The sequence below is a fragment of the Mesorhizobium sp. WSM4807 genome, assembly GCF_055811615.1.
This window is the reverse complement of the sequence record NZ_JBVVQY010000026.1, coordinates 1-25576: the sequence shown is the minus strand read 5'-3', so window position 1 is coordinate 25576 and position 25576 is coordinate 1. Positions and strand designations below refer to the sequence as shown.

At 59.2% G+C, this 25576-nt stretch carries 27 protein-coding genes; 19 read left to right on the top strand and 8 right to left on the bottom strand.

Annotation, left to right across the window (positions count from 1 at the left end):
• Window positions 1-13: 13 nt before the first annotated feature.
• Complete coding sequence (locus AC0L3N_RS26320) at window positions 14-601, top strand: DUF1097 domain-containing protein (RefSeq protein WP_473550384.1); 588 nt, start codon at window positions 14-16, stop codon at window positions 599-601.
• A gap of 87 nt (window positions 602-688) precedes the next feature.
• Here AC0L3N_RS26320 and AC0L3N_RS26315 read toward each other — a convergent pair whose 3' ends face one another.
• From AC0L3N_RS26315 to AC0L3N_RS26305, 3 genes are all read right to left on the bottom strand, one after another.
• Window positions 689-2770 carry a sigma-54-dependent Fis family transcriptional regulator gene (locus AC0L3N_RS26315; RefSeq protein WP_473550382.1) on the bottom strand — a complete coding sequence of 694 codons (2082 nt, stop codon included), beginning with the start codon at window positions 2768-2770 and terminating at the stop codon, window positions 689-691.
• 103 nt (window positions 2771-2873) lie between these two features.
• Window positions 2874-3347: a hypothetical protein gene (locus AC0L3N_RS26310; RefSeq protein WP_473550381.1), complete on the bottom strand. Its 474-nt coding sequence runs from the start codon at window positions 3345-3347 to the stop codon at window positions 2874-2876.
• A 202-nt stretch (window positions 3348-3549) separates the two neighbouring features.
• The gene (locus AC0L3N_RS26305) at window positions 3550-3837 is read right to left on the bottom strand and encodes a ribbon-helix-helix domain-containing protein (protein WP_473550379.1); all 288 of its coding nucleotides are present in this window, start codon (window positions 3835-3837) and stop codon (window positions 3550-3552) included.
• A gap of 2237 nt (window positions 3838-6074) precedes the next feature.
• On the opposite strand from AC0L3N_RS26305, the gene AC0L3N_RS26300 reads away from it, so the two are divergent.
• From AC0L3N_RS26300 to AC0L3N_RS26275, 6 genes are all read left to right on the top strand, one after another.
• Window positions 6075-6899: an LssY C-terminal domain-containing protein gene (locus AC0L3N_RS26300; RefSeq protein ID WP_473550378.1), complete on the top strand. Its 825-nt coding sequence runs from the start codon at window positions 6075-6077 to the stop codon at window positions 6897-6899.
• A 108-nt stretch (window positions 6900-7007) separates the two neighbouring features.
• The gene (locus AC0L3N_RS26295; RefSeq protein ID WP_473550376.1) at window positions 7008-8087 is read left to right on the top strand and encodes an AI-2E family transporter; all 1080 of its coding nucleotides are present in this window, start codon (window positions 7008-7010) and stop codon (window positions 8085-8087) included.
• Between the two features lie 274 nt (window positions 8088-8361).
• On the top strand, window positions 8362-8736 hold the full coding sequence (locus tag AC0L3N_RS26290; protein WP_473550454.1) for a cytochrome ubiquinol oxidase subunit I: 375 nt from the start codon (window positions 8362-8364) through the stop codon (window positions 8734-8736).
• Entirely contained in the window at window positions 8729-9364 is a 636-nt protein-coding gene (gene cydB, locus AC0L3N_RS26285) for a cytochrome d ubiquinol oxidase subunit II (protein WP_473550375.1), read from the top strand. The genes AC0L3N_RS26290 and cydB overlap by 8 nt, the downstream gene beginning before the upstream one ends.
• On the top strand, window positions 9334-9729 hold the full coding sequence (locus tag AC0L3N_RS26280; RefSeq protein ID WP_473550373.1) for a cytochrome d ubiquinol oxidase subunit II: 396 nt from the start codon (window positions 9334-9336) through the stop codon (window positions 9727-9729). The genes cydB and AC0L3N_RS26280 overlap by 31 nt, the downstream gene beginning before the upstream one ends.
• Window positions 9730-9969: 240 nt before the next feature.
• Window positions 9970-10269, top strand: coding sequence for a hypothetical protein (locus tag AC0L3N_RS26275; RefSeq protein WP_473550371.1), 300 nt, complete (start codon window positions 9970-9972; stop codon window positions 10267-10269).
• On the opposite strand, the gene AC0L3N_RS26270 is transcribed toward AC0L3N_RS26275, so the two are convergent.
• Window positions 10235-12220 (bottom strand): MASE1 domain-containing protein, encoded by a 1986-nt coding sequence (locus AC0L3N_RS26270; RefSeq protein ID WP_473550370.1) that lies wholly within the window; start codon window positions 12218-12220, stop codon window positions 10235-10237. The genes AC0L3N_RS26275 and AC0L3N_RS26270 overlap by 35 nt on opposite strands.
• A gap of 668 nt (window positions 12221-12888) precedes the next feature.
• On the opposite strand from AC0L3N_RS26270, the gene AC0L3N_RS26265 reads away from it, so the two are divergent.
• From AC0L3N_RS26265 to AC0L3N_RS26225, 9 genes are all read left to right on the top strand, one after another.
• Entirely contained in the window at window positions 12889-14208 is a 1320-nt protein-coding gene (locus tag AC0L3N_RS26265) for a tyrosine-type recombinase/integrase (RefSeq protein WP_473550369.1), read from the top strand.
• Window positions 14205-14960, top strand: coding sequence for a hypothetical protein (locus AC0L3N_RS26260; RefSeq protein WP_473550367.1), 756 nt, complete (start codon window positions 14205-14207; stop codon window positions 14958-14960). Before AC0L3N_RS26265 ends, AC0L3N_RS26260 begins: the two co-directional genes overlap by 4 nt.
• A gap of 177 nt (window positions 14961-15137) precedes the next feature.
• Window positions 15138-15362: a helix-turn-helix transcriptional regulator gene (locus AC0L3N_RS26255; protein WP_473527590.1), complete on the top strand. Its 225-nt coding sequence runs from the start codon at window positions 15138-15140 to the stop codon at window positions 15360-15362.
• Window positions 15363-15489: 127 nt separating this feature from the next.
• Complete coding sequence (locus AC0L3N_RS26250) at window positions 15490-16332, top strand: ParB N-terminal domain-containing protein (RefSeq protein ID WP_473550366.1); 843 nt, start codon at window positions 15490-15492, stop codon at window positions 16330-16332.
• A gap of 15 nt (window positions 16333-16347) precedes the next feature.
• Complete coding sequence (locus tag AC0L3N_RS26245) at window positions 16348-16512, top strand: hypothetical protein (RefSeq protein ID WP_473550364.1); 165 nt, start codon at window positions 16348-16350, stop codon at window positions 16510-16512.
• A gap of 350 nt (window positions 16513-16862) precedes the next feature.
• Window positions 16863-17984 carry an AAA family ATPase gene (locus AC0L3N_RS26240; RefSeq protein ID WP_473550363.1) on the top strand — a complete coding sequence of 374 codons (1122 nt, stop codon included), beginning with the start codon at window positions 16863-16865 and terminating at the stop codon, window positions 17982-17984.
• Window positions 17985-18170: 186 nt separating this feature from the next.
• Window positions 18171-18551: a hypothetical protein gene (locus AC0L3N_RS26235; protein ID WP_473550361.1), complete on the top strand. Its 381-nt coding sequence runs from the start codon at window positions 18171-18173 to the stop codon at window positions 18549-18551.
• Between the two features lie 38 nt (window positions 18552-18589).
• A complete protein-coding gene (locus AC0L3N_RS26230) occupies window positions 18590-19030 on the top strand; it encodes a hypothetical protein (RefSeq protein ID WP_473550360.1) in 441 nt (146 codons plus the stop codon).
• 98 nt (window positions 19031-19128) lie between these two features.
• Window positions 19129-19566, top strand: a complete 438-nt coding sequence (locus AC0L3N_RS26225; protein WP_473550359.1) for a terminase small subunit — start codon at window positions 19129-19131, stop codon at window positions 19564-19566.
• A gap of 310 nt (window positions 19567-19876) precedes the next feature.
• Here AC0L3N_RS26225 and AC0L3N_RS26220 read toward each other — a convergent pair whose 3' ends face one another.
• Window positions 19877-20149, bottom strand: coding sequence for a hypothetical protein (locus AC0L3N_RS26220; protein WP_473550357.1), 273 nt, complete (start codon window positions 20147-20149; stop codon window positions 19877-19879).
• A 33-nt stretch (window positions 20150-20182) separates the two neighbouring features.
• Window positions 20183-20668 carry a DUF992 domain-containing protein gene (locus tag AC0L3N_RS26215; RefSeq protein ID WP_473550356.1) on the bottom strand — a complete coding sequence of 162 codons (486 nt, stop codon included), beginning with the start codon at window positions 20666-20668 and terminating at the stop codon, window positions 20183-20185.
• A 422-nt stretch (window positions 20669-21090) separates the two neighbouring features.
• Here AC0L3N_RS26215 and AC0L3N_RS26210 point away from each other — a divergent pair, with 422 nt between their 5' ends.
• Window positions 21091-21873 (top strand): recombinase family protein, encoded by a 783-nt coding sequence (locus AC0L3N_RS26210; protein ID WP_473550354.1) that lies wholly within the window; start codon window positions 21091-21093, stop codon window positions 21871-21873.
• Window positions 21874-22097: 224 nt separating this feature from the next.
• On the opposite strand, the gene AC0L3N_RS26205 is transcribed toward AC0L3N_RS26210, so the two are convergent.
• Both AC0L3N_RS26205 and AC0L3N_RS26200 read right to left on the bottom strand, forming a co-directional pair.
• Entirely contained in the window at window positions 22098-22757 is a 660-nt protein-coding gene (locus AC0L3N_RS26205) for a hypothetical protein (protein WP_473550352.1), read from the bottom strand.
• Window positions 22758-22762: 5 nt separating this feature from the next.
• A complete protein-coding gene (locus AC0L3N_RS26200; protein WP_473550351.1) occupies window positions 22763-23647 on the bottom strand; it encodes an HAD family hydrolase in 885 nt (294 codons plus the stop codon).
• A 227-nt stretch (window positions 23648-23874) separates the two neighbouring features.
• Between AC0L3N_RS26200 and AC0L3N_RS26195 the strand changes: the two genes are divergently transcribed.
• Together AC0L3N_RS26195 and AC0L3N_RS26190 are read left to right on the top strand one after the other, a co-directional pair.
• Window positions 23875-24168, top strand: a complete 294-nt coding sequence (locus tag AC0L3N_RS26195) for a DUF1330 domain-containing protein (protein WP_473550349.1) — start codon at window positions 23875-23877, stop codon at window positions 24166-24168.
• Window positions 24169-24364: 196 nt separating this feature from the next.
• Window positions 24365-24844, top strand: a complete 480-nt coding sequence (locus AC0L3N_RS26190; protein WP_473550348.1) for a hypothetical protein — start codon at window positions 24365-24367, stop codon at window positions 24842-24844.
• Window positions 24845-25576: the final 732 nt, after the last annotated feature.

The following is a 25576-nucleotide window of genomic DNA, read 5'->3' as shown; positions in this document are numbered from 1 at the left end:
GGCGCCGCGGCTGATGCCATGGCTTTTCCGTATCGGGACGTCAGCGAAGCGTGGTCCTGAAACGAGTTCTTTGCTTCGCAGTTTGGAAAAATGGGAGGACAATATGGATCTTATTACAGGACTGGCCGTCGTCATCGGCATTATGGGCGGCATTGCAACGTGGGCAGCGATCACGATCGGCAACCCCTATCTGCTGATCTGGGCGGTATTTGTGGGCTGGGGGAGTTTCTATCACTGTGGCGGCAAGGAAGCCGGGTTCAAGAATTCGGCGCTTGCAAACCTTTGGGGAGCGATCTGCGCCGCCGGCGCATTGATAGCACTGACGTCTATTGGTGTTACGGCTCTCACGGCCGGCATTTGCGTCGGCGTTTCAATCGTAGTCCTGATTCTCGCTGCCAAGCTGCCATTGCTGAGTGCGATTCCATCAGCGGTCTATGGCTACGCAACGACTGCGGCACTTTTTCTGCTTGGCGCTGCCGCCTATGGCGAGGGTCCAAGCGGCATCAGCAAGGTCGCGGCAGCTGTGGTGATTTCGCTGATCATTGGCAACAGTCTCGGCTACGTCTCCGAGAAAGTGACAGCTGCTGTCGTGAAGAGCTGATCTAACCCCCGCTACCGCTTCAGTGATTGACTTATCCCAACCCCGTGGCGCGAATGCCGCGGGCTTCTTTCGTGCCGGTGACAGGCTCTAGAGGAAACCGCGGCGGATGCCGTATTGGTCGAGCTTGCGATAGAGCGTTGGCCGGGAGATACCGAGCCGCCGTGCGACCCGACTGAGGTTGCCGCCTTCGGCTGCCAATGCGTTTTTCATCGCCTGGCGTTCCGCCTCGACGAGCGTGCCTCCGTCCTGCGGGGTCGCTGCACTGCTGTTCGATCCGGCTTCCGATCCAGAGCCGGACGCGGTGATCTCCTCGGGAAGGTCGTGAAGCCTGACATCGCGGCCGCGCTTCAGGACATGCAACCGCCCGATGAGGTTCTTCAGTTCGCGTACATTGCCCGGCCAATGATAGGCGAGCAGGGCATCGAGCGCTTCTTGCGAAAATTCCAGCGGGTCCTCGCCCGCTGCGGTGGCGATCTGCTGGTTGAAATGTTCGATCAGCAGCAGCACATCCTCGCCGCGCTCGCGCAGCGGTGGAACAGTGATCGAAACCGCGCCAATTCGATAGTAGAGATCGCGGCGGAATCGGCCTGCCGCAATTTCGTGCTTGAGATCGCGATTGGTCGAGGCGACCAGGCGCACATCCACCGGGCGGCCCCGGCTGTCGCCAATGCGGTTGACCACGCGCTCTTCCAGGACACGCAGCAGAAACGGCTGGATCTCGAGCGGCAATTCGCCGATCTCGTCGAGACTGAGGACGCCGCCATGGGCGAGCTCGAAAACCCCCGGTTTGCCTTCACGCGAGGCGCCGGTAAAGGCGCCGGCGACATGGCCGAACAACTCGCTGCCGAACAGGTCCCTGGTGATCGCCCCGCAATTCATCGCGATGAACGGATCGTTCGCCGTGCGCCGGCTGCCGGCATGGACAAGCCGCGCAAACAGCTCTTTCCCGACCCCTGTTTCACCTTCGACCAACAGCGATGTTACGCTGCTTGACCGGGCGATGCGGCAGGCGACATCGACGGCGGCATGCAGCGCTTCGCTTTCGCCGACGATCATGGCGACAGCATCCTGAAGATGCTTGTTCACTTCCCGGTGGACCACCGCCGCACTGGAGACTGCCGGCACGGAGGGGAACACCAGCGCCGCGCCGCGGAGGTCGCCATCGAGCTTGAGCGGGGTGATATGGCAGGATCGCAGATGGGCCGGCAGCGCCCTGGCAAGGTCGGCTTCGGAGCCGGAGGACGGAAGGTTCATCAGCCAGCGGCCACGGCCTGGCTCCATCGGGCCGTCCATCATCTCGGTGGTCTCGCCGTCAGGCACATTGTTGCAGAAGATGGCGCGGCCGCGATGGTCGACGATTACCAGCCCGTCTTTTCGGCGGTAGCTGGGAGCCGATGAAATGAAAGCTTCGAGCAGGCGCGTGCGCTGTTCCTGCTGCTGTTCGGCCAATGCCTTTTCGATCTGCCGGGCTGTGGCGGCGACGAGCGCGGTGTTGTGCGGCCTGAAGATCGGCGAATAGCCTGACAGGTCGACGACACCGATGATCTTGCCGTCCAGCGGGTCGCGGATCGGCGCGCCGGCGCAGGTCCAGGATTTGATCCCGGCGCAGAAATGCTCGGCCGCATGCACGAAAGTCGGCTCACCGGTCCACAGCGCCGTACCGATGCCGTTCGTCCCGACGGCATCCTCGTTCCATTTGCCGCCGATGGCGAGGTGAATATCCATGCCGTCATGCAGCGTCTTCTTGTCGCCGATGGCGTCGATCAGCACGCCATCGCTGTCGGCCAAAACCAGCATCGCGCCGGTCCCGTCCAATAACTGGCCAAGGGAGGCGAACGACCGCCGTGCCGCCGAAAGCAGTTCTGCATTGGCCCGGGTCAGATATTCGATTTCGTCGCGATCACTGCTCAGCGGCGCTTCAATGCCTTGAGCGTTGATGCCGCCGGTGGCACTGCGATACCAGGAATCGTGAATGAGGGAGCGAACGTGGCTTGGGTGGACAGGATCGCGGGCGCATTTGGGCTCGTCAGCCAGAAAACTTTCCCAGGCGCGCATGGTGGCACGCTCGTCATAGTCGATGTTGCTCAGAGCCAATTGGCCGGTGGCCAGCGAGGCACGCGCCGGAAGGGCATCGATCTTCATCTGATTGGGGCCTATCTCGCGTTTCATTCAGTCATCACAGAACCTTTGAGGTATGCCATTTCTGTATGCTGTCGCGTTCGTATGCTGCCGCGAGTTGGACGTGAAGAAGCACACCCAAGCGTCTGCCTGATCAGTTGATGCCGAGTTTCGCGCCGATGTCGAAGGCAAGCTGTTCTTCGGTATAGGTGGCAGCGAGGCGGGACCCGTCCAGGTCCGCGAGCGCCTCGGCAACGGTTTCGTCGACCGGCGAGAAGAAGCCATTCTGCCTTGTTGCCAGCACGAAGACCTCGTCGCCGCCGCGGTAGCGGATATCGCCGATGTGATGAAGTTGACGCCCTGTGTTCTGATCCTTCGAAATTACGCGGCCGTTCATGGTGACCTGGATGGACGGCTTGGCCTCGGCCACCGGTGCCGCGCCGCCACCGACATGGATGATCAGGCCTTCCGCCTTCGGTTGCTGGCGTGGCTTTCGCGAAGCTGAATAGCCGCCGCCGCTGATCTGGTCGGCAAGGCGGACGATTGTCGAGCGGTTCTGCTCAATCAGTCGTTTGACCTGCATGTCCTCGCGCCGCGGGTCATCCCGCTTCGAGATGATATCGACCATGAATCCTCCCAGATCCGCTCAGCGTCGCCGTCGATACGGCTCATTCTTCTCTTGAAGTGAACCCTACACCGCCTCGGCAAAGTTCGCCATTGATATCACATAGCGCTAAAATTCAGGTCGCTGGTAGCAGGCGGCTGCTACACGGGATTTTCCGGTACTGGGCGCGTTTGAGCAATGCCCGCGGATCAGGCTGCCTTGCTCTTCAATTCCGCGGCTTCGCCGTCGAGTGGTCGCCTCTCGCGCAGTAGAGCGCGCATGTAGTGCGCAGCATGGAGGCAAAGTTCGGGATATGGCCGTTGATCTCCAGCGCTTCGTCGTAAAGCGTCGATAGGAACTTTGGCGCCGTCATCCCCTGTCCATGGGCGATCTCGTCCAACAGCGTCCAAAAAGTGGCCTCGAGCTGGATGCTCGTCGAATGGCCACCTATTCGAACTGAGCGATTGACTAGCCGATACCCATCCGGATCCTGCCCGGCAAAGACCTTACACATGCGAAGTCCTCCCGTTTGATATGCTCTCGGCGAAAGCGGCTTCTGCGCCCATTCGCCGGGATGGTACCATCTAAAGCGCATCCGCGGGGAGCATTCGCAAGCGGCCGATAGAAGGTCAGGCGGCAGCCGCCTGGGGACTCGTCCACGGTATGACCATGCTTGCGATCGATGGGCTCTTGGTGCCCGAGAAGGTGGGATCGGCCCCCTTGGATGCGGCCTTGAGCACGCTGGTGGAAGGGCTGGGGAACCCAGCAACATGACGTTCCGGACGGCTGTTGTGCAGACTCATGTGAGCGGCCGGGGACTTGTTTCCCCGACGTCGCGCAAAAGTGTGCAGCGGTTTTGCGATAGCGACATGCGTAAAAACAAAAACCTAAAGCGCGTCGCATGAGGCCGGTCAAACGCGACGCGCTTTAGTCCCATTGGTACATCCTGGCGAGGGAGAGGACCTGAAATCCAACCTTCTCCACGGATCTGCGATCACCTTCGTAGTTGTCGGCTGATGCTGTTCAGTCGACCTGTTCAATCTGCGGGCCTGGGTCGACCGGCGGAGCCGGCGTGCAATCCTGCCCCTTGCATTCCTCGACAGGGTTATCGGCTGGTGGAAGGCAGTTTTGGCCTTCGCAATGAACTGCCGGCTCCGGCGCTTCTACATGGTTAGGTGGAACAAGCTGATCCTCAGCGCGAACGGCCGGCATTGCTACGCTGATCATGCCCTTGCATAAGAGCGCAATCCCAAGCAATTTCATTTTCGCCTCCCTGTCTGGCAGCGAGCCGTACCCTACACTTTCAAGCTGCGGCCGCATCCTCTAAGCCGCGAACGACGTTAACACCGGGTTTCAGTGCTGGCCGGAAGGGAGCGGGCCGAATGATCAGCCTGTCGCATGTCGGACGCAGGCCGGATAGGCGGCTGCGGTCGATGCGGTGGGTCGGGCGGATCAGCGGCACATCGGCGAGGGACGCTTGGATTGGCCGGATCGGCCTACAGACTTTCGCCACGTACGAAAGCGGCTCTGGAGTGCAACCGCGTGTAAGCGGCGTTCGCAATTTTGATCTGAAGTGGCTCCCCGGGCTGAACGAAACTGCGAACTACGATCTGCCGATCCCCTCGAAACTACGCCACAGCCCACTATCAAGATTCGGAAGCGCGACCGCGAGCGCGCTGAGCGCACCCGATTGGCCGGCGGGCCGAAGCCATCCCTCAGAGCGCGCGCTGTCGCACTCGTACGCGAAAAGGGTGAAGTGCGAACGTGCGATCTAACCGACATTGGAACTCCCCACTGTTATCTGGCCCGCATGTGCGATGAGGGTCTGCTCGTCAAGGTCGGCTACGGCATTTATCGCGCCGCCGATCAGGAGGCGGCATGATCCGATCTTGGCCAATTCCCGGAGAATGGCAATGTCTGCAGCGGTTCGATCGCGCGAATAGAGGTTATGGCGGGAAATCGGCGACACGGCGCTGAAAATCCATGTCGAATAAAATGATGCGGCGGGTTCTGGGCATCCGTTTCATCCAGCACCGGAGTGTTATTTCACGACCCACACACCCAACAGGGTGCAGCGTATGTGTCGAGAGGCCTCGCCGAGTTCCTTTACGCGGGTTGCCATCGCCCCCAACAGGCGACTGGTGCCTTCGTGGCGCAGATCGTGGAAATACAAATCATCGATATTCATTCCCGGAAGGCGCGTCGGAATGCGGTTCCAGATGATTTGCCATTATAGGGAAGGATGGACCTTCGTCCGCAGTGGCCAAACGCTGTTCTTCGATTATGTTCCTGCCAAACTTGATGACTTGCTCGCGATTGAGGTCGGCCAGGCAGGTTCTCGCCTACAACATGAAGCTGATGATCAACATCTTCGGCGTCAAAAGACTCATGCAGACCATTGCCGCCTAATCAGAACCAGCCACCGGCCCGCATCCAAAACCTGCCTGCGAACCCATCGTCCCGAACGATGTGCGCGCAGCCGCGTTTTCACACGGTCTCGGTCAAAGCGGTCATTCGCAAACGTCTGTTTCGCGCCCAAAAAAGGCCTTCCACCGACGTTTGCATACGAATGGACCGGCCGCGCGGTTCGGGACCAACAAGACCTTTGCCGATAGCACTTCCCCAAAGAGCAATATCGTGACGACGAAACGTGAGGTAGAAATGGCCTGACGGCGGCTATGCTCAATCGGCAGAATCCGGGAACCGCGAAGTCGACGCCGAGGTTGTTGGCGCCATACGGGACAATGAATTTTGAGGACACTTACGCGGTTATTCCAGAGATTTCTCATCATCTGTCTGGGAGTAGTCAGCGTTTGGCTCATAGTCTTTATCGTTTTCGATACTGTGGACCACAGACTTCCATGGGTCCTAGCCGTAGGTCTTACCTACGGGCTTGCTGCCTATGTCATTTTGCCAAACGTAGTCCGAATGGGCCTTAAGGTTCTGCACCGGAGACTCATTCCTAGATACTCAATCACCGGAGACGGCTTGCCCGGCGATCCAGTAAATCTAGTCCTGATCGGGACCCGTCAACAACTCTGCGATGCATTTGCAGCAGCGGGCTGGTCAACGGCTGATCGTTTGGGGGTTGCAAGCTCGTGGTGGATGGTACGAGCGTTCCTGCTCAACTCCTCGTATCCCACTGCCCCATTCAGCACGCTCTATCTCTTTGGACGAAGGCAGGACATAGGTTTTCAACAGCCCATCAACGACAGTCCGCGCAAGCGCCATCATATCCGCTTCTGGGCGCTGAGCCTCTCCCACTCGAGCGACGATATCACGGCAGCAAGCTTCTGGCTGAATACGGATAGACCGCCGACCGATCAGCGTGTCCTGTGGGTCGGGGCGGGCACCAGAGATACCGGATTATCGCTAACCAGGCTGACGCTCCAAGTGACACACGCTACCGATTCAGACACGAATGCGGAACGAGACTACATAGTCACCCAGCTGAAGACGAAGCGGGTGATCGGGGAGGTCGTATTGCACCAGTCCGGTTCACGTCTGCAGACCGGAAAGGTCAATCATTACATTACCGATGGTGAGATCGCCTTCGCCAGCTTGATAGAGAATTGACAAAGGAAGATCTATACCGTCGCCCCGCCATTGGATCCGAGGACACGTGCGCCGAGATCAACAAGTGGCCGACAGTTGAGCTCGAAACGGGATGTGGGGAGAAGGTCGATGAGAATTGCGCAACCAGCTACGTTCTGGATTGGGGTTTCCGCAGTCGCCTTGGTTGCGCTGGTGCTGTTGCGCGAAATCCTGCTGCCATTTGTCGTAGGCACATTGCTCGCCTATCTCCTCGTTCCGGCGGTCGACAGGTTGGAGCGGTTCGGGATCAATCGAACCCTTGCAGCACTAGCCGTCTTCTTGCCGCTGATCGTGGGTATTATCGGGGTAATGTTGGTCATGCTCCCGGTAATTATTGGCGAACTCAGATTTTTTGTTGACGAGTTTCCCCGCTACATCACGCGTCTGCAGTCCCTTGCGACCGATGCAAGTGGCCCCTGGATGCGTAGTGTCATGGGTGAGAATCTTCACATCGAGCAATCGTCTGTCGATGTCGTGAGGACGGTGGGCAGCAAATGGCTCGACGGCGTCGTTACCTCGCTATGGTCGAGCGGAAGAGCCTTGATTTCCCTTCTTTCCCTGCTCGTTGTCACGCCAATCATCGCCATCTATCTCGCGATTGACTGGCATCGAATGATTGCAACGGTCGATGGCTGGTTTGCTCCGGAGTACCGCGACGATATTCGGGCGCTGGGGCGCGAAATCCACGATACTGTTGCCGGCTTCGTGCGCGGTCAGGTCGTCATCTGCCTCGTTCTTGCCGTCATTTATGCCGCTGCTTTGAAGCTGACCGGACTCAACCATGCCATTTTGATCGGCATCACTGCAGGCCTCATCAGTTTCGTTCCCTATCTCGGGGCAGCCACCGGTATCTTGGTGTCCGTATGCGTTGCGGTGGACCAGTTCTGGCCCGATTGGGCACCTGTCGCTGTTGTGGGGGGCGTCTTCATCGTTGGTGAAATGCTTGCCGACTATGTGCTGTCGCCGCGCCTCATCGGTCGTCGCGTCAACCTCAATCCAGTCTGGATGATGTTTGCGCTGTTCGCCTTTGGGTGGCTGTTTGGCTTCATCGGTGTCTTGCTAGCGATACCAATCGCAGCTTCGCTAGGTGTTATCCTGCGCTTCGCGAGGCGGAAATCTCTAGCAAGCGCGGGTCACAACGTTTCAGCCGGTTCTAGCACGGAACAGTGAAAAGACCGAAACTGGTGCCAGTTGTGTGGGTGCAGATTATGCACCGAACTCTGCAGGCGCGTTTGGCCTTCGAGAAATCAACCCACGGCCTTGCTACCAGAGCGCCGCCAGTAGCGAAGGTGAACGCGCCACACAGAAATCTCGCCGACTCCCCAAAGAACAATATCGCCATCCGAAAACGCTCCATAAGCTCCCGTGGCGTCAACTGACTATGTAACCGAAGACTTTCCGCAGCTTAAGGAGCACTGGACTTGCCAGCGAGCGGCGATCGGCGCTGGAAACGACCCGCTGGTTCCTGTGGGCCACGTTCTTGTCATTCCCGACCGGATTCATCGCGGTTCTGAGTGGCTGGTATACCGCCGAGGTCGGCCGGCAGCCTTGGGTTGTTTACGGCCTCCTGAGGACTAGCGACGCAGTAACGCCATCGCTGACAACCCGTGACGTGGTCATTTCACTCACGGTCTATGCGGTAGTCTACGCGCTCTTCGCAGGTTTCGGCATCTTCTACATTTACAAGCTTCTCCGCGAAGGCCCGACCCTCGCTGCAGAGGCGATTCCGAATGCCACCGCGAGCCGACCGTTGGCGTTCGCCGACATAGCGGTCAGTGCGACCGGCGCCCAGACTGGACACGGAGACGGTCATGGTTGAGCCGAGTACGCTTGCCCTGTTTTGGGCCGGGGTTATCGCTGCTGCGATCCTGATTTATGTGATCCTCGACGGCTTCGACATTGGCGTTGGTATTCTATTTGGCACCACGCGGGATGAGACGAAACGCAGGCAGATGATGTCCAGCCTTGCACCATGCTGGGATGGCAACGAGACCTGGCTGGTGGTGATCGGTGCAAGTCTCTTCGCCGCCTTTCCTGCCGCATATGCCGTGTTTTTGGGGACCTACTACCTGCCAGTATTGCTGATGCTCGTCGGGCTGATCTTTCACGGCATCGCGTTCGAGTTCCGCTATCGGCGTCAAAGGATGCGACGCTTCTGGGACGCCGGATTTACCTTCGGTTCTATACTGGTTGCATTTGTCCAGGGAGCGGCTGTTGGCGCAATGACGCGCGGAGTTTCGGTCGAGGGCATGCAATACGCAGGCGACGCGTTTGCCTGGCTCCATCCTTTCTCAGTTTTGACCGGGATCGGGTTGATGCTTGGTTACGCGTTGCTTGGCGCTTGCTGGATCGTCATGAAGACCGAGGGTCATCTGCAGGACTGGCCTATTCGCGTATCCCATGGCTGGTCGCAGGAGTGTTCGCGGCACTTGCTGTGGCCTTCATAACATCGCTGACGTTCGATGCCGGGGCTATTGCGCAGAGCAATCTGCAACGCCGCCACTGGGGGCTTATATTTCCGCTGCTAAGCGTTGCCGCCCTGCTGGGCGTACTCGTCAGCGGGCGGGCGCGGCACAACACTGTTCCCTTTGCGATGACGGCGGCATTTTTTTGTACAGCATTTCTGACACTTGGCGTGATGTTCTGGCCTTACCTCATCCCCTACGCGGTCACCGTAGCCGACGCTGCTGCCCCGGAAAATTCGATGCTGTTTTTCTTTTATGGTGGAATTGTCGTCCTGCCTGTCATCGTTGCCTATACGATCGGCGTCTACGTGGTATTCCGCGGCAAGATTGGGCGTGTCGATACGTGAGCGCGGTTCTCGCAAAGCTGAAGTCAAGCCGGTCGAGCCGACGTATTCCTTGAAAGCCGAAACTCCAGTTTGGAGGAAATTACCTGTGGCAGGTCAGTAACGTTCAGGATAGAGGTGGGCCCAATGTAATGTGTTGAGGAGCCGGTGACTTCACCCAGCCACCGCGACCCGCCCACAGCCGGGTCGTTGACGGGCGTGCGCATCCTCTTGGTTGAGGATTCCTGGCACCTCGCAAGAGCTATGGCGAGGCTGCTTAACGCGTTGGGGGCTGACTTGGCCGGGCCCGTTGCAACCGCAGCCGACGCCGAGCGCCTCATCTCCGAACGCCGCCCTGATGTAGCGCTCGTCGACTTTAGCCTCCGAGACGGCGAGCCCGCTCATGACCTGATCGACCGTCTGCAAGATCAAGGGATCAGTGTTATCGTCATTACCGGCTACGAGGTCGTTCCGCTAGCACCGGGCAAGGTTGAAGCTATCTTGCAAAAACCCGTCAGCGCGGCACATCTTATTGCAACGGTGCGTCAAGTGACGTCGCGCTAGCTGCTGGATGGCCGGAAGTGGCTCCCTTTATGTCTGTCACGGTCACGGCCTTGACAGGAAACTCAATTCTGCAGCAAACGCCGTCGGATGCAAATACGAGGTCGACCGAACCGCCGAGCTCGTGAGGGATAAGATCACGAATGAGGCTGACGCCGTATCCGCATTGCGGCGAAGCCGCAATTGCGGGGCCGCCAATCTCACGCCATACGATCGACAGGTTTGTCGCATTCTCGCTAGGCCCGCGGTTACAGACCACCTCCACCCGCCCATTTCTGGTCGACAGTGCGCCGTACTTCGCAGCGTTCGTTACCAGCTCGTGGAGCACCATCGCCAACCCCTGGGTCTCCGCGACCGTGAGTGTGAAGTTGGAGCCACGGATCGTTGTGTTTGCGTCCGTCGCGTAGGGCGCAAGCTGATGGCGGACAAGGTCCATGAGGTCAGCGCCGTGCCAACGATTCTGGCTGAGTAGCGAGTGGGCGGCGGCCATGGATTGAATGCGCCTATCGAGTGCTTGAATGTATTCGTCCAGCGAACCACTGCCCGGGCGCGTATCCGTGATGACGACGGAAACGCGTGCCAGCAAGTTCTTGACGCGATGATCCAGTTCGGCGACCAACAGGCCTTGGTGCTCCTCAGACCGCTTGCGCTCGGTGACGTCAACAGTGAGGCCCTTGAGGCGTACAAGGCGCCCCATTGCGTCGAACTCGGCCTTGGCCACTTCCTCTAGCCAGACTTCCCAACCGTCGCGGCGCTTGAAGCGGAATGTGACGGTATACCTGGGGCACTCGGGGCGGACGCCGTGGACGAGCGCTTTGAAGCGCCCGCGGTCGTCCGGATGGACTCTCGAGAGAAAGTCACTGGCGGTCAGCGTTTGCCGCGGCTCATAATCCAGGATCTGCGCAGCGTTTGCGCTGCGCTGCGACGAGCCCGTCCGGACATCCCAAACGAACGCCGTGACCGCCCCTGCCGTCAGCGCCTCTTGCAAGCGGGCACCGCTCTCCATGAGCGCGGCCTCGTGCTGACGCCGCTCGGCGAACAGCGCAGCAAGGACGTATGCGCAGAGCGCAACCACCAGGATGCCGGCTTGAGCGGCAAGGATGCGGTCCGCAATCGGGAGATCCGGGTCGCCGAAATGGCCAATTCCAAACGTCGTCGTCCACACTATCGCAACGGCAACAATGAACGCCGCTGCCGAAGCGAAGATCGGCCGGCAGCGGGCCGCTATCCACAAGATTAATGGGAATAGCAGCGCGATCGGCACTACTGTTTTCCAAGGCTCCGGTGGTAGGGAAATGACGACGAGGCTCATCGCGGCTACCGCCGCTAGAGCCAAAAGACCTTCGATTGCCTCGCTTTGCGGCGGCGGCTCACGTGTTGCTGAGGCGAGGCCGATCACCAGCGGCGCAGTCGTGACGATGCCAAGCGCGTCGGATAAGAACCAGTTTTGCCAAATGGCAAAAATCGACGTCGTCGCACCATAGAACAAAGTGAACCCCAAGCTCCCGCCGATCCCAGAGGCAGCGGCACCGACGATCGCCGCCCCTAACAGTCCCAGCACGTTGCGCAGGCGGTTGAGACTCACTCCGGAACCGAAGTAGCGCTCGATCAGACTAGCTGTAAGCAGGGCTTCCACCCCATTGCATACGGCGAAGACGGTGGCGCTCCCGAGGTTTCGGTCACCCAAGAGATTGGCCACGATGGTGGCGATCATCGTCCCAACCACAACCCCCAATCGCGCACCAGGCCCAAGGGCGATCAACGCGCCCGCGGCAATACCAGCGGCTGGCCAGAACACGGCCACGCCATCAGGAGTGAGTAGGGAAAGGCTTAACTGTGCCGCCACGAAATAGGCGATACCGACGACAACAGCGAGCCAAATTGAGCTCATCCACTGCCGGCTCTGGTCGGCGGCATCGGAACCTTGAGCTTGGACTCGTAGATGCTGCAGCATGTCACCGCCTCAGTCACATTGTCATAAATAGCACAGGATGTGTGATGCGAGTCGATCTCCAGTCTCATGGTCATGGTGCAGCTGGAGGTGGGCTTGATCGCTGCTGTGTAGTTTTGGGATCGGAATGTCCGGATCGGCCAAATCTTCCGGTTCTCGTGTTGGAAGGTTTCGCCGGCCGAATCCCTGGGACGGCTCGTTTCGGCGCAATCGCGCCGGGAGCATGTCTTTTCACGATGTCGCCGCCGAACTTACGATGAGGGCTTTGCAGACCTAGGCGAAGGCAAGGCGCCACGCTAACTTACCCTGACTTCGATAGGCATCTCTGCTGTTTGCAACCATTTTAGCAGAAGCGAACCAAATTGAAGCGTAAGGAAACATCGCACACTGCGCGCAGGATCGCGCCGTATCGTAGAAAAGGCGGTGGCTCCCCGGGCCGGATTCGAACCAGCGACCAACCGGTTGACAGAGGGTTTCTAACGCGATTTTCTGCGTCGGCGTGCGACAGCACGAAGTTCTAAATGCCTTTTATACCAATGCTTTAGGGCTTCATCTCGTCGCTAGCTGTCGCAGCCGGTATCGACGAGGCGCATAGTTTTGTGTAGATCATCCTGTAGATCACTCACGGAACCCTAGGCAAACCGGTTGTAGCCGGGTTGGTCGCTGGACAAATGCCGAAACTCGAACTCACCGACAAATTCTGCCAAACCGCGAAGGCCGGTTCCGGCCGAAAAGCCGACTATTTCGATACGACAGCCAAAGGTCTTGTACTGCGCGTCTCGGCGGGTGGGCAAAAGACCTGGTTCGCCGTTTACGGGCCGCCGAATAAGCGGCAATGGTTGAAGCTCGGCACCTATCCCGAAATACCCCTTGGCACCGACAAGGGCGCTCGCCAGAAGGCCAAGGACACGCGTGCCAGCGTACGAGACGGCGGCGACCCCGTGGCCGCCAAGAAGGCGCACGCCGCCTCGATGACCGTCTCTGATCTGGTGGAGAGCTATCTTCTTCGCCGAGCATCATCGCGGCGGTCTGTCGATGAGATCGCGCGCCGGCTGCGCAAGAATGTGTCCGGCTATGACGCTGACGGAAAAAAGATGGAGAAAGCATCGTCAGGCTGTATCGGCGACCTCAAGCTCGCGGAGCTGCATCGTCGCGACATCACCAAGGCGATCGATGCGGTGAAAGACCGGGGCGCGGCTGTCGAGGCAAACCGGGTGTTCGAGGATCTTCGCGCCATGATCCGATGGGGGCGCGGTCGTGGCGATCTGGACAGCAACCTGACCGAAGGCATGGCGAAGCCCACCGAAACGGTCGAGCGCGACCGTGTGCTGACGGCCGAGGAGATCAGGACGATGTGGGCGGCCCTGCCGGATGCCAACATGCGGGAGAGCACCCGCCGCATTCTGCGTCTTTGTCTCGTTACCGGCCAACGTGTTGGCGAGATCGCCGGCATGTTGCGCGGCGAACTGGACCTGACACGCGGCCTATGGACGATACCAGCCGGGCGCGCGAAGAACGGCCGCGACCATGTTGTCCCGCTGTGCAAAATGGCAATCAGGATCATCTGTGATCAAATCGCAGACGTGAACGCGCTGTCGGAGCGCAAGGGCAGGGCGGTTCCGCCTTTCGTCTTTCCTGGACCCGGCGCCAGCGCAGCCGTCACCGGCGCATCTGTTCCGAAGGCGGTGAAGCGAGAAGAAATCACCAAGCGCGGCGTGGCGACGATCCTAGGCATTGCGCCGTGGACGCCGCACGACCTGAGAAGATCGGCTGCGACCGGCATGGAAGAAATCGGCATTTCGCCATTTGTTATCGGGCACGTCCTCAACCACATCTCCGAGACCAAGGCGAGCATCACGTCGCGGGTCTACGCCAGATATTCCTACGACAGGGAGAAGCGCGAAGCGCTCGACCTATGGGCCGATCGACTCGTGGCCATCATCGACGGCGAGGGCAACGTCGAGCGACTGCGAGCGGGGGCGCTGGCATGAGCCGGTCGGCGCATTCTCCATTCGACCCCGAAACCTTCCTGAGCCAGGCGAGGAAGGCTGCGCCGATTGCCAGGGAAACGGAAGTCGCCATCAGCGGCCTTGTTGCGGAATCCATTGATCGCTACCTCGAAAATTTGGACGAATTCTTTGAGAGAGAGAGCAGCCGGCTCAGGAGAATTATCAAGGGGTTAAACACGGCACTTGCAGGGATCATTGCCAAGGAACTGACGATTGACTCGGACAGCGGCTTGGCGCCTTTCCATGACGAGGCCAGCGCGTTTGCGTGGTTATGCGCCGAGGGAGAGAAACCAATTTACATAGGCGGGCAGGGAGACTTTACCGTAGGCGGTCGCGAAGAGTTTTTCCAGCTTCAGCGCGACTGGGCTGTGCGCAATCTGTGGGACGTTCGAAAAGAGAAAGAAGCGCAATATTGGGACCTGCTCGCATGGCACGATTTTCGAGGAAAGGATCACTGGAACCGACCACCCGAGACACCCGCCAGACTGCCGGCTGATCTCCAGAGCCTCATGTATGACCTATGCCAAATCTGGCATGACCACGTTGACCCGCAACTTGGGCTACCAAGAAGAGATCCCGACCCGGACAATCCCCTACTCCGTTTCATAGACGCGGGTCTGACCACAGCCCTCGGCGACCAGAGGCCAGCGATGAAAACCCTGCTCGACTTCGTCTCGAAACATTGTCGTCCTTTGATCCGTAGAAAGGACGCAAAGAGGAGAGGCGCTGTTTGACGCTCAAACGCGCATAACAGCACCATCCGGATCTCTTGAAAGCCAGATGGGTGGCCTGACCCGGGCGCCAGCCTTACCCAAGGTGGACTTATCTCCAGCGAGAAAAGTCCACGATGACATAAGGCCGCAACGGGACGATCCTTCACGCGTCAACATGAATTCGCGCGAGGAAGGAAGATGCAGCCGACTGATCCCTTCGAAGAGATTGATGATCTGATTGATGAGGATGGCGCCTGCCGCACTATCGGCGGCAGAAACACGCCGATCCACCGCTCCACTCTGTGGCGGGGTATCAATGCCGGGCGTTACTCCAAGCCTTTGAAAGTTGGACCGAACACCAACCGCTGGCGGCGCCATGAGCTTATCGCGTGCCTCCAGAAGGCAGCAGCTGCACGAAACTGAAGTGCCGGATAACAGGAAGCCCCGCGATTCTGGAGAGCCAAACGGCTTTCGAGGGCGTGTATCGGACCTACTTGGTTCGACCCGGTCAAGCGCCGCTCGGCTCTCTCCAACAATGGGAGTAGACGTGATGCAATTGGGTTCTATCCAAACAGGAAACTGGCGTGAAGCACTGGCGGTGCATCCTGCAGCAGATTTGCTTCCACTGCTCGAGCCCGAACAACTCGCCGAACTTGCAAACGACATCCAAACCAACGGCCTTCTTCAGCCGATTGTCTTCTTCAAAGACACCGACGGCAACGAAGTTTTGGCTGACGGTCGCAACCGAATTGACGCGCTGCAACAGCTCGGGTTGGTCAGTATTGGGAATGGCGGCATTACAATCGAAGGCTACCCAGACGGCGCCTGGAAGCGCGAGGATGACCGCGCCGGGCTTGACCCATACGGATATGTGATCGGCGCGAACATCCGGCGCCGGCATTTGACCGCTGATCAGAAGCGCGAACTCATCGAGAAGCTGATCAAGGCCGATCCGGAGAAATCAAATCGCCAGATCGCGGCGATGACCGCCGTTTCGCATCCGACCGTCGCGGTGGTCCGGAGTGAACTCGAGGCGAGGGGAGACGTGGAAAAATCTTCCACGTCAGTTGACACGCGCGGCCGGCGGCAGCCGGCGCACAGGGTTGCGTCGAGGGCGACGCCTTCGCGCCGGCGGGCCAGCAGTTCGCCTCGGTCGACGTCGAAGTCGCGCATTCCGAATTCGCATGCAGAGAAAATCCTGGGGATCATGGGCGCCATCCACTCCTTGGCCGGCAACTGCCTAGACGTGAAACCGCATGATCTTCTGTCCGGGTGTAGCAGCGAGGCGAAGCGCTCGACCTTACTTGGGTCGGCGCGTCTAGCGCGCGACTGGCTCGATACTTTGCTCGTTGAGTCCAACCCCCCGCCATCATCTTCCTCATCAGCAGAATGAAGAAGGAAACGAACAATGTTTTACGAAATCGGCGCCCGTTGCAGGGTGCAGCTCGCTTACGAGACTAGAAGTGGGACGCGCCGCGCCATTGGCGCCATCGTTGTTCGCAAGCGTTTTCGCAAGGGCCACGGCGACAGCGTCGCCCACTCCATCCACCATTTCGTCCTCCACCACAAATAGCGCCGGGGGTCTTGCATAGGAGCCCGCCAATGCTCGTTCCTGCTGTTGATCAAACGGCGCGCACAGCGGCGGAGGGCATCGATGGATGCGTATACGGGGTAAGCCCGATGTCAGACGAGCCCGAGCCTACTTCAATCCTCGCAGCCCTGGAGCGTATCCGACGCTCACAACTTGTTGACGAGGACGCCGGCCGGAACGAGCCTCCGCCAGAGACCGACCCTCCGGCGCCCAACACCACCCCAGCCGAACGCATTGAAGATACCGCAGCCTTTTCCGAGGCAGCCGTAGCGTTTCGCACTCAGCGCAGGCGGTCGGAGCAAAAGCTGCCATTGCCCTTACAAGGCGAACCATTGCCACCGCTCGCCTCGTCCAGCGCAGCGATCTATGCCGGTATCGCACCTCCGCCGCGCGCGTTCGTCGACGCGGCAAGCTTGATCCCCTGCCGCAACATTACGTTGCTTTCGGGCGACGGCTCGACCGGCAAAAGCCTACTGGCCATGCAGCTTGCCGTTGCCATCGCCGCTGAAACGACTTGGCTTGGGATCGCTGTCGCCTGCGGTCCGGTCCTCTATATGTCAGCCGAGGAAGACCAGACGGAAATCCACAATCGGTTGCACGAGATTGCCGTCGCCGATGACATCGACCTCGCCGGCGCCGCCAACCTCGAGATCGTCTATATGGTAGGACAGGACGCGACGCTGGCTCATGAGGGCCCCGGCGGCAAGCTCAAAACGACCCGACTGTTCGACCAGCTCGACGCCAAGCTCCGGGAAATCGAGCCGGTGCTGTTGGTCCTCGACAACCTCGCCGACATTTTCAGCGGCAACGAGAATAACCGGTCGCTCGTCAAGCACTTCATCGGCTTGTTGCGCGGACTGGCCATCAGGCACGATTGCGCAATCCTGTTGCTCGGCCATCCAAGCCTCTCCGGCATGAGTTCCGGGACCGGCATGTCAGGATCGACGGCGTGGAGCAATTCCGTCAGATCGCGGCTTTACCTGCGCCGAGAGGCCGACGAGCACGGCAATGAGGCCGACGAGACGCAACGTATCTTGGAGGTCAAGAAGATCAACTATGGGCCGAAGGGCCAGCCCTATGGCTTGAGATGGCGCGACGGGCGTTTCGTCAGGGCCGATCCGCCGAAGCCATTCGATGACGTGAGCCTCGCGGATCTTGAGCGCATCCAGCAAGCCTTCGCGGCCCATGAATACCGCGCCAGCGAACAATCTCCCGACTGGGGTGGCTACGCGGTCGCCGACATCCTCGACGTCGATGTCGGACGAGGCATGGGACATGCCGAGCGCACCAGCGATCAGAACCGGGCGCGCAAACAGGTCAGGAAGATCCTTGCGACGTGGTTGCGCAGTAAGGCCATCACAATCGTCGAGCACCGCACTGAACAGCGCGAGTTGAAACAGTTCTACGGCGCCGGCGGAAGCGAAGGAGGCCGTGACGATGCGCTGCCGAACTGACGCACACTCCGGGTTCGGCATGGTTCGGCAACCCTCGGCAGACAAGGCAGGCAGGAAAGGGGTGCCGTACCCTCTCCCCGAAGGGGAGGGGGAGGGTACGGCACCCTGCCGCATACGAGCCGCGTCGGCAAAGTCGAGTACGGCAGGATGAGTTCGGCAAACCCTATTCGATAGAGGAGAAGTGCGATGCCAAACAAAATGAATGACCTTGTGCGGCAGCAGGCGGTTATCCTGACGGAAATCGATCATCTGAATCGTGAACAGCTGGAATTTCTCGCCAATTTACCTCTTCCAGAGGATGGGGTTCCCGAGCAGGATAGTAAGGCACGTAAGCTGCTGCGCGGGCTTGTCCGAAGCTTCAATGTCGGGAAGGCCCACCATCTCCACTTGATTGGGGCGACCGACAAGCCCGCCGTTTTCCCCGCATCACCGGGCTGGTTTGTCGTAGATTTGATACCGTTACCCAGCGGGGGATTCGATCGTCAGGAAGTGATGAAAATACCGGTCGTCGCATGGAGGGTGACGAATGGAATGTCGCGAAGCCAATCATACCAGGCGTATCGTTAGCTGACCGTTGGGCAGTTCTAATGCCCGGGGGTTTTGTGATGCGCGACGAATATACCTACCAGTTCTGCGCTTACCCGCTGGCTCTGCGAGACTGGATCAAAGCGGAAATAGAATGGCGCGCACATCCAGAATCCGAAGGCTCCGAATATGAGACGGTATTTGCGCGGGTATTCCAATACAGCGGACCTCTCGCGAGAGCCATCTGGTTGATGATGCTGCGTCGCTCCCATTGGGCCGGCGAGCCTGAAGACCTGCTCAATTTACTTTCCGATTTCTGTGACGACACCTCTGTGAGCGGCTGGCCACGCGAGCGGGGTGCCTTGTTGGCGGCGTTGCAGAAACTGGATCCACTGCTCGCCGACGCCGGAATTGTGGTGGGCCCAACCGACGATGGCCGGTTGGTCGTCACTCGCGCGGGAGGTGAAGAACTGGAGTGGGGCCCGGGTCTCCTCAGCCTTGGCAATAAGGCGCCGCACTGAGATCGGAGGCGACCGAGAGGCGAGCCGTTTTCCCAGCGAGGTTCGACGTGCTACAAATATGGCGTGAGGCTGGTGTTTGGAATATGTCTGAGGCCGCCATGGCAACGATTTTGAACGCGAGACAGCAAGCCTTCTGCAACTTCATCATGGAAGGCCGGACGCAGAAGGATGCCTACGTCGAAGCTGGCTATGCGGCGCGGGATAACGCGGCCGAGGCCAGCGCCTCCCAGCTTCTAAGAAATCCTAAGGTGGCCGCCCGCATTGCCGAGCTTCGGGCTGAGGCTGCACGACGGTCGGAAATCACTGTCGACAGCCTCGTCGCCGAGCTGGATGACATGTTGCAGTTGGCCACGAAGCTCGGCCAGCCGGGGGCTGGTGTGAGCGCGGTCATGGGCAAAGCGAAACTTTTGGGCTTGGTCATTGACCGCGCAGAGGTCGATGGCACGCTCAGGAAGCCTTCGCGGACACCGACAACTGACAAATCGATATCTATGGACGACTGGGTCAGAAAGTTCGCGCCGAAGCGTGTCAACTAGGCGGGCCGTCCAGACGCGCATTCGGTGCGCCCGGTCGAGGGCCGACCAAAGCGTTCGACCTACCGTGCGGCCTTCCTTGGCCCTGCGCGGGCCGATTTCGGGATCGGGGACGGCATCCGGTCGGCCGAGGCGGCCCGACGGGCGAGGTCAGCTTGCCTTAGGCACCAAACCCAATCACTCTGAGCGACCGAGTGCACGCTCTTGGACCCAAGGCGACCTACACGAGCCCATTTCGCTTCCGGAAAGCCGACATTCGAAAGACCAGCGCTTCTGGCCCCAAAGGTGACCTTCATCGACGTAGCGTTGAATATTAGCTGTTGACGGAAAGCTGCAGTTCCGCCTGGCTGGGCGAGCGCATACGTGCGCCCACGGGTCGGCAACGTTGCTGCGGCCGCTGCTTACTGTCGATTTCTGAACCACAGCGGCTGTTCGGCTTCGGCGGCCCGAGGTACTCGAGGCGGCCCTTGTCGGCGAGCCCCTCGAGCAGTGCGCGGGCGTTCGCTTCGTCCTTGGTCGTCAACATGTCGTGCCCGCGCCGATCGTCGCCGAACCGATCGACCTCATAGGTGATGGGCTCGGGCATGGGCGGTGTGGACGCGCCGAGGGCGCAATACCTCTATTTGGTGGCGCGAAGTTGGAAGTTGGTCACGCCGGCTGCAACGTTCAGGCCAGTCTGCGCCTGGACACTGACTGGCTGCAAGGTATAGGTTCTGTTGGATCCTCCAACCAGAAGATTGGCACCGGCGCCTACCACGACCGTTGCTTCGGCGCCGACGCCGCTGTAGTCGCCGGCCAGCACGCCGGGCGCATAGACGTTACCAGTTGGCGCAAGGATCCGCCACCGCAGCACTGCCCTCGGCGTCGGACCGACGTCCAGCCCCAACTTCGTGATGACCCCTACGTATGTTTCGGGTGCGACCTTCGGGTTGGCCGACGTGAAGGTGCATGTCAGAGCTTTTTTTGAACCGATGATGAAGCGTGTGCCAGCTGCGACAACGCAGTCGAGCAGGCCGACCGTCGTGTTGGCCTGCTGAGCCGCCGCGCTGGGCACAATGGACGCTGCGATCGCGACAAGAGTGATGGCCGTGAGACGTTTACGCATTGTGGTTTCTCCTTGTGAGATGTTCAAGACTTCCCCGGAGGTGTGAGCGCTTCTAAGCATAATACAAAAGGATATTACCGGGACTTTGTTCCGGAACCTGTTTGGCCTGCGGCTATTGGGGCGGGTCGGCGTCTCGCCCGGGGTCATCACGGCACGCATCTCGGCGATTGGCGGCAGCCAACTGATTGAGGTTGCCCCTAGGCCGAGACCCGTTGCAAAGCCGCACAGGCGGGCCCTGGAGGCCGAAGAGGCCCGCCCGGTGAGATTTCTCTTCATGAGACATCCCGCGGTTCCACGAACGCCGACCGGCCTGCGATGCATCCGGCCCGGCGGCCGACAATGGACCATCTCCGGACCATCTCCGGCTCTTGTAAGAACTTAGAACGAGCGTATATTGTCCTTACATAGGTAAGGAGCCGCTCATGAAACGACCCGCCATCGGCTATCTTCGCGTCTCGACGAATGGTCAAGGCAAGTCAGGACTTGGCCTCAGCGCACAACAGGAAGCCATTGCCCGCTTTGCCGAAGCAGAGGGGTTCGAAATCGTCGGTGAGTTCACCGATGTTGAGACCGGCAAGGGCACTGACGCGCTCACCAAGCGCCCGCTGCTGGCCAAGGCGCTTGCAGCCGCGCGGAAGAACGGCAATTGCCCGGTCGTCGTCGCCAAGCTCGACAGGCTGAGCCGCGATGTCGCCTTTATCTCCGGTCTGATGGCGAAGCGTGTTCCCTTCATCGTCGCCGAGTTCGGCTCCAACGTCGATCCGTTCATGCTCCACATCTACGCAGCGGTGGCCGAAAAGGAGCGCGCACTGATTTCCGAGCGCACGCGCCATGCATTGCAAGAGGCAAAAAAAAGGGGCGTTGTGCTTGGCGGCCCGAGACTTGCCGAAGCGCAGCAGAGATCGATTGAAGTTCGCTCGGCACAAGCCGATGCCTTCGCGGCCAACGTCTTGCCGGTCATCCGCGACATTCAGGCGAGCGGAGTTAAATCGTTGCGGCAAATCGCGGCGGCGCTCAATGGCCGTGGCATCGCCACCGCGCGCGGCGGAACGTGGACAGCTGTTCAGGTGACGGACATCATCAATCGCGATGCTCGCTTGAAGTCCAATCCGCGCGAGCCAGCCGCTCCTGAGCAGCAAGACCAAGATGAGGCGGTAGAAGGTGCCGAACCCGGATCGCGGACACCGCTCGGCTCGCGCTGGTAGCCGGTACGGCAGCTGGACGACCCCGACCTGGCCCGCAGGGGTTTGCCCGAAGGCCGGGGGGTGGGTCGAATGTGGGGCCCCATGTCTCGGCGTGCTTTCGGGGTTCAAGGCGTTCTACCATGAGAGAAAACGCTGGCGTGTCGCGCAATACGCTTGCCCCAACCACTGCCAGGAGCGAGGCTCGCGACGTGTCTGTTTCGATGCAGTGGCCCGTCGCCAGTCGCTTAATTGCCCTTGACGGTACCTATTAGTTCTTCCAACGTTGAGACTGTTTCGCACAAAGACTGAAGTGCTTGCGGACACAATGGACCCTTGGGAGCGACGGTTACATCGTGGTCGAAAAAAGTAATGCCGCCCCCTACAGAGAGAACTACTATAGTTAAAAACAGTACTAGCATGACGGACTTATAAAAAAGCTCAATCTTACCGTCGGAATGCAATCTGCCTTCCTGTCGAAATTTGTCATGGGAAACGAGCAGATTCGCTATCCAACTCAATGGCCACCGGGGCGCAAACGCGCTCTCTTCTCCAATTTTGGCGCTTAGCGATAGCTCTGGAATCTCATCTTTGTACTGCTGTTCGATTGCTATTCCGTGCTTTACGGAACCTACGAGCAGTCTGTGATACCAATAACGGTCTATGAAATACAGCAGCCACGTGGCGAACAATCCAAACATCGGAACCACGGTGGAGAACTTAATGCGAAGGTCACCGATTTCGATGCTGAGATTTTGATCGAGTAGAAATCCGAGTGCCGCAAAGAATCCGAGTAGGATCGTCACAAACATGCCACGGATGCGCATGCTAATGTCGTTGAAATGCCGTTGAACTTCGATAATCGACTTCCAAATTTCGATTACTTCACTTCGCCGCGCGTCTTTCATACTTGTCACTTCGCCTGTTTGAATTCGCAAAAGTCAAATAACGGTAGGATCTGCGAAAATGAGCCATCAAGTGTGTGGGTTGGTTCCACGTGCTCGCGCTCCTTAATCTTCTGCTCTCGTTCAACCTCCTCCAGAGTCCAATGGGTTACGTCCTGCAGGAGTCTATATTCAGGACGCTTGTGGGCCTGCCCATATTTTGCCCACGCATCCTCAATCCCGCCGTCGAGTGCCATAGCGACGTCTTTCATCAAGTTGTCCCCGACGTAAACGCAATCAGCCTTGTTGAGCCCCAAATCCGACACGATGGCGTTGAGAACTGCGGTATCTGGCTTTTTTGATCCCTTTGGGGTGAAGTGCTGTTTGGTGAAATTAAGTTTGTAATGTTCAGATGGGTACTTCCGCAGATCCTCTTGAGAAAGCCCTTCCGGCAACAAGTGGTCTTCCGGACAAAAGACGTGGTCCAGCACTCCGTCTAGTCCCAAGCGCCGGAGGCGGTAGTTCGAATAGAATGACATCGACTCGGTGTATCCAATGATCAGAGTTCCCGCTCCCTTTATCCTCAGCAAGGTCTCTCCTACCGTTGGATAGAGCCTTAGATAGCAACGGCGCTGGCGGCGATAAATATCGATTGCAGTTCCAAATACCTTGGTTGCCTCGCGACCGGACAGAAACCTTTGAATGGAGGGAAGCTCCTCGATCAAAAACGAATATTCTGAAGTCCCGTGTCTCCGATGGACCTCACGTATTTCTGGAATTAGTCTGTCTTTTGTAATACCGCTGATTTCCGCGATCTCGTCGAGCATGGGTGAGAAGCAATTCAGCCAAAGCTCGACCCAATCAAAAAGCGTGTTATCCAAGTCAGTGATTAGCGCAGTCTTTTTGGGTTGCATCTCTCTCTCGAATCTATCGCTAGTTAGATCACATAGCCGGTTGATCCGACGGTGAGCAACATCATATTCACTGGAACGACAACTCCTCAAACGGCCCAACCAGCGGCATCGCCGCCCGAGCGGCGGGGCAGGGGGTGGATTGTGGGGCCCCACCACGCTGCGCGTTTTCGCCGCCGACGGACGACCGTTGTATAGTCGGAGGCATTCGTCCTAAGGGGAGATGAGTAATGGCCGCCTATCTGATCGCCGATGTCGACATATCGGACGCAGCCGTTTTCGAGGAATACAGGCGGGAGGTGCCTGCCACCGAGCAGCGCTACGGCGGTCGCTATCTGGGGCGCGGTGGTGCGACCAAGGTGCTGGAAGGCGATTGGGAACCCCATCGCCTTGTCATCGTCGAGTTCCCCGACATGAAGTCATTGCTGGGCTGGTACAACTCGCCGGAATATAGCCGCCTCAAAGCCATCCGCGAGCGGTGTGCGAAGACGAGGATTATTGCTCTCGAGGGCGTCGCGCTGTAGCGACGGCACCCGCCGCCCCCGTTCATCGGCAGGCGGGGACAGGGTGACTTTTTGGGGCCCACATTGAGGCGCTGCTAGCGTAGGCGGCAGGCCTCCGCGACTGGCGGCGACAGCGCTGATCCACTGGGTCAAGTATCGACCGACGCACGATCCTCCTATAAGACCTTAACGCCGTGAGCGGAGCCGGGGGAGCGCTGTGGAGAAGCATCTGATCGCAGCGTTTGCCGCAACGGCGATGGGTAGCTCGGCGATGTCTGCCGAGGCGGCAGAGTGGAACCCAACCTATTTGGGTTGCGTATTCACGGTGTCAGCGTTTTCCGCTACGGACGACATTTACCCGGACCATCGCAATGAAGAGCAACTCAAAGTTGGCCCAACAAGATTTGAGTTGGCGTTCGCTGCTATCGACCTTTCGGCGCAGCGCGCACAGCTGATCGGAAATCAGGGCACGGTGCAGGTCACTGCTCAGCGAGGTGGCTTTGAAAGCATGGTGTTTCTGGAGTGGACCCCACTAGGCAGTGTCAACTTGACGACGGTGCTGCCCCCGACGAAAGACGGCACGATCCGAGCGGTGGCATCTAGGCACATCGTCGAGCCGCTCACCGGCTACATGGCCTCTCAGTTCTTAGGCACATGCAAGGATCACATCGGGGAATTGCCGATGGCTGCCCAGTAATAAGGTCGGTCGCCGGGGCTTGTCGGCAGGCAGGGGCGGGGTGACATGTGGGCCCCGCCCGTCTGGTCACCACCGTGGACGATGGCTCCAGCGAGTTCAATGGAAAGCGGATGGTTCTGCGGCTCCCTTGGACTGCTCGGCCCGACGATGTGGTGCCCGAACGTACGTGGGAGCGCATCACATCGAGCCGTTGAGACCGGTTCGAGGTGCAGCCGCCCGGTATCTACTTACGCGGCGCGTCGTTGAGCGAGGTGGAAACCCGAACGGGCTCGACGAGGCTCGACGGCGGTCACGATGCTGTGGTGGTGATCACAGTAGACGCGATCCGGCGAAGTTGGCCCAGCGCAAAAACGGTAACCGCCAGGTACTGACGGGTCTTCGCTCACCGGAAAGCGGCACTGATACAGGCCTAGCTGAATGAGGGGGACGTCCCTCGAAGTTAGTCTGATATTATCAGGCATGATGGTTTTCAGGTTCCTAGTTCATAGCCATTGCCTGCTGACTGCCGCGGTGCGACTGCGTCGGTGCGAGCTTCTCTCGGTTTGGAGGGCTATGAATAACCATATGGTGTTGGTCGCAGCGTCAATGAAGCCCGAGGCCCTGCTTACTGAAGCCAATAGTTTGCGACTTAAGGCCACACCTGCGCGGGTAGGAACACACATGCAAAGCGCCATCGTAGGCGCCCGCGGGCCTCGCCCCGCCGGGGTTTGTCGGTGGCGGGGGGGGGGGGGG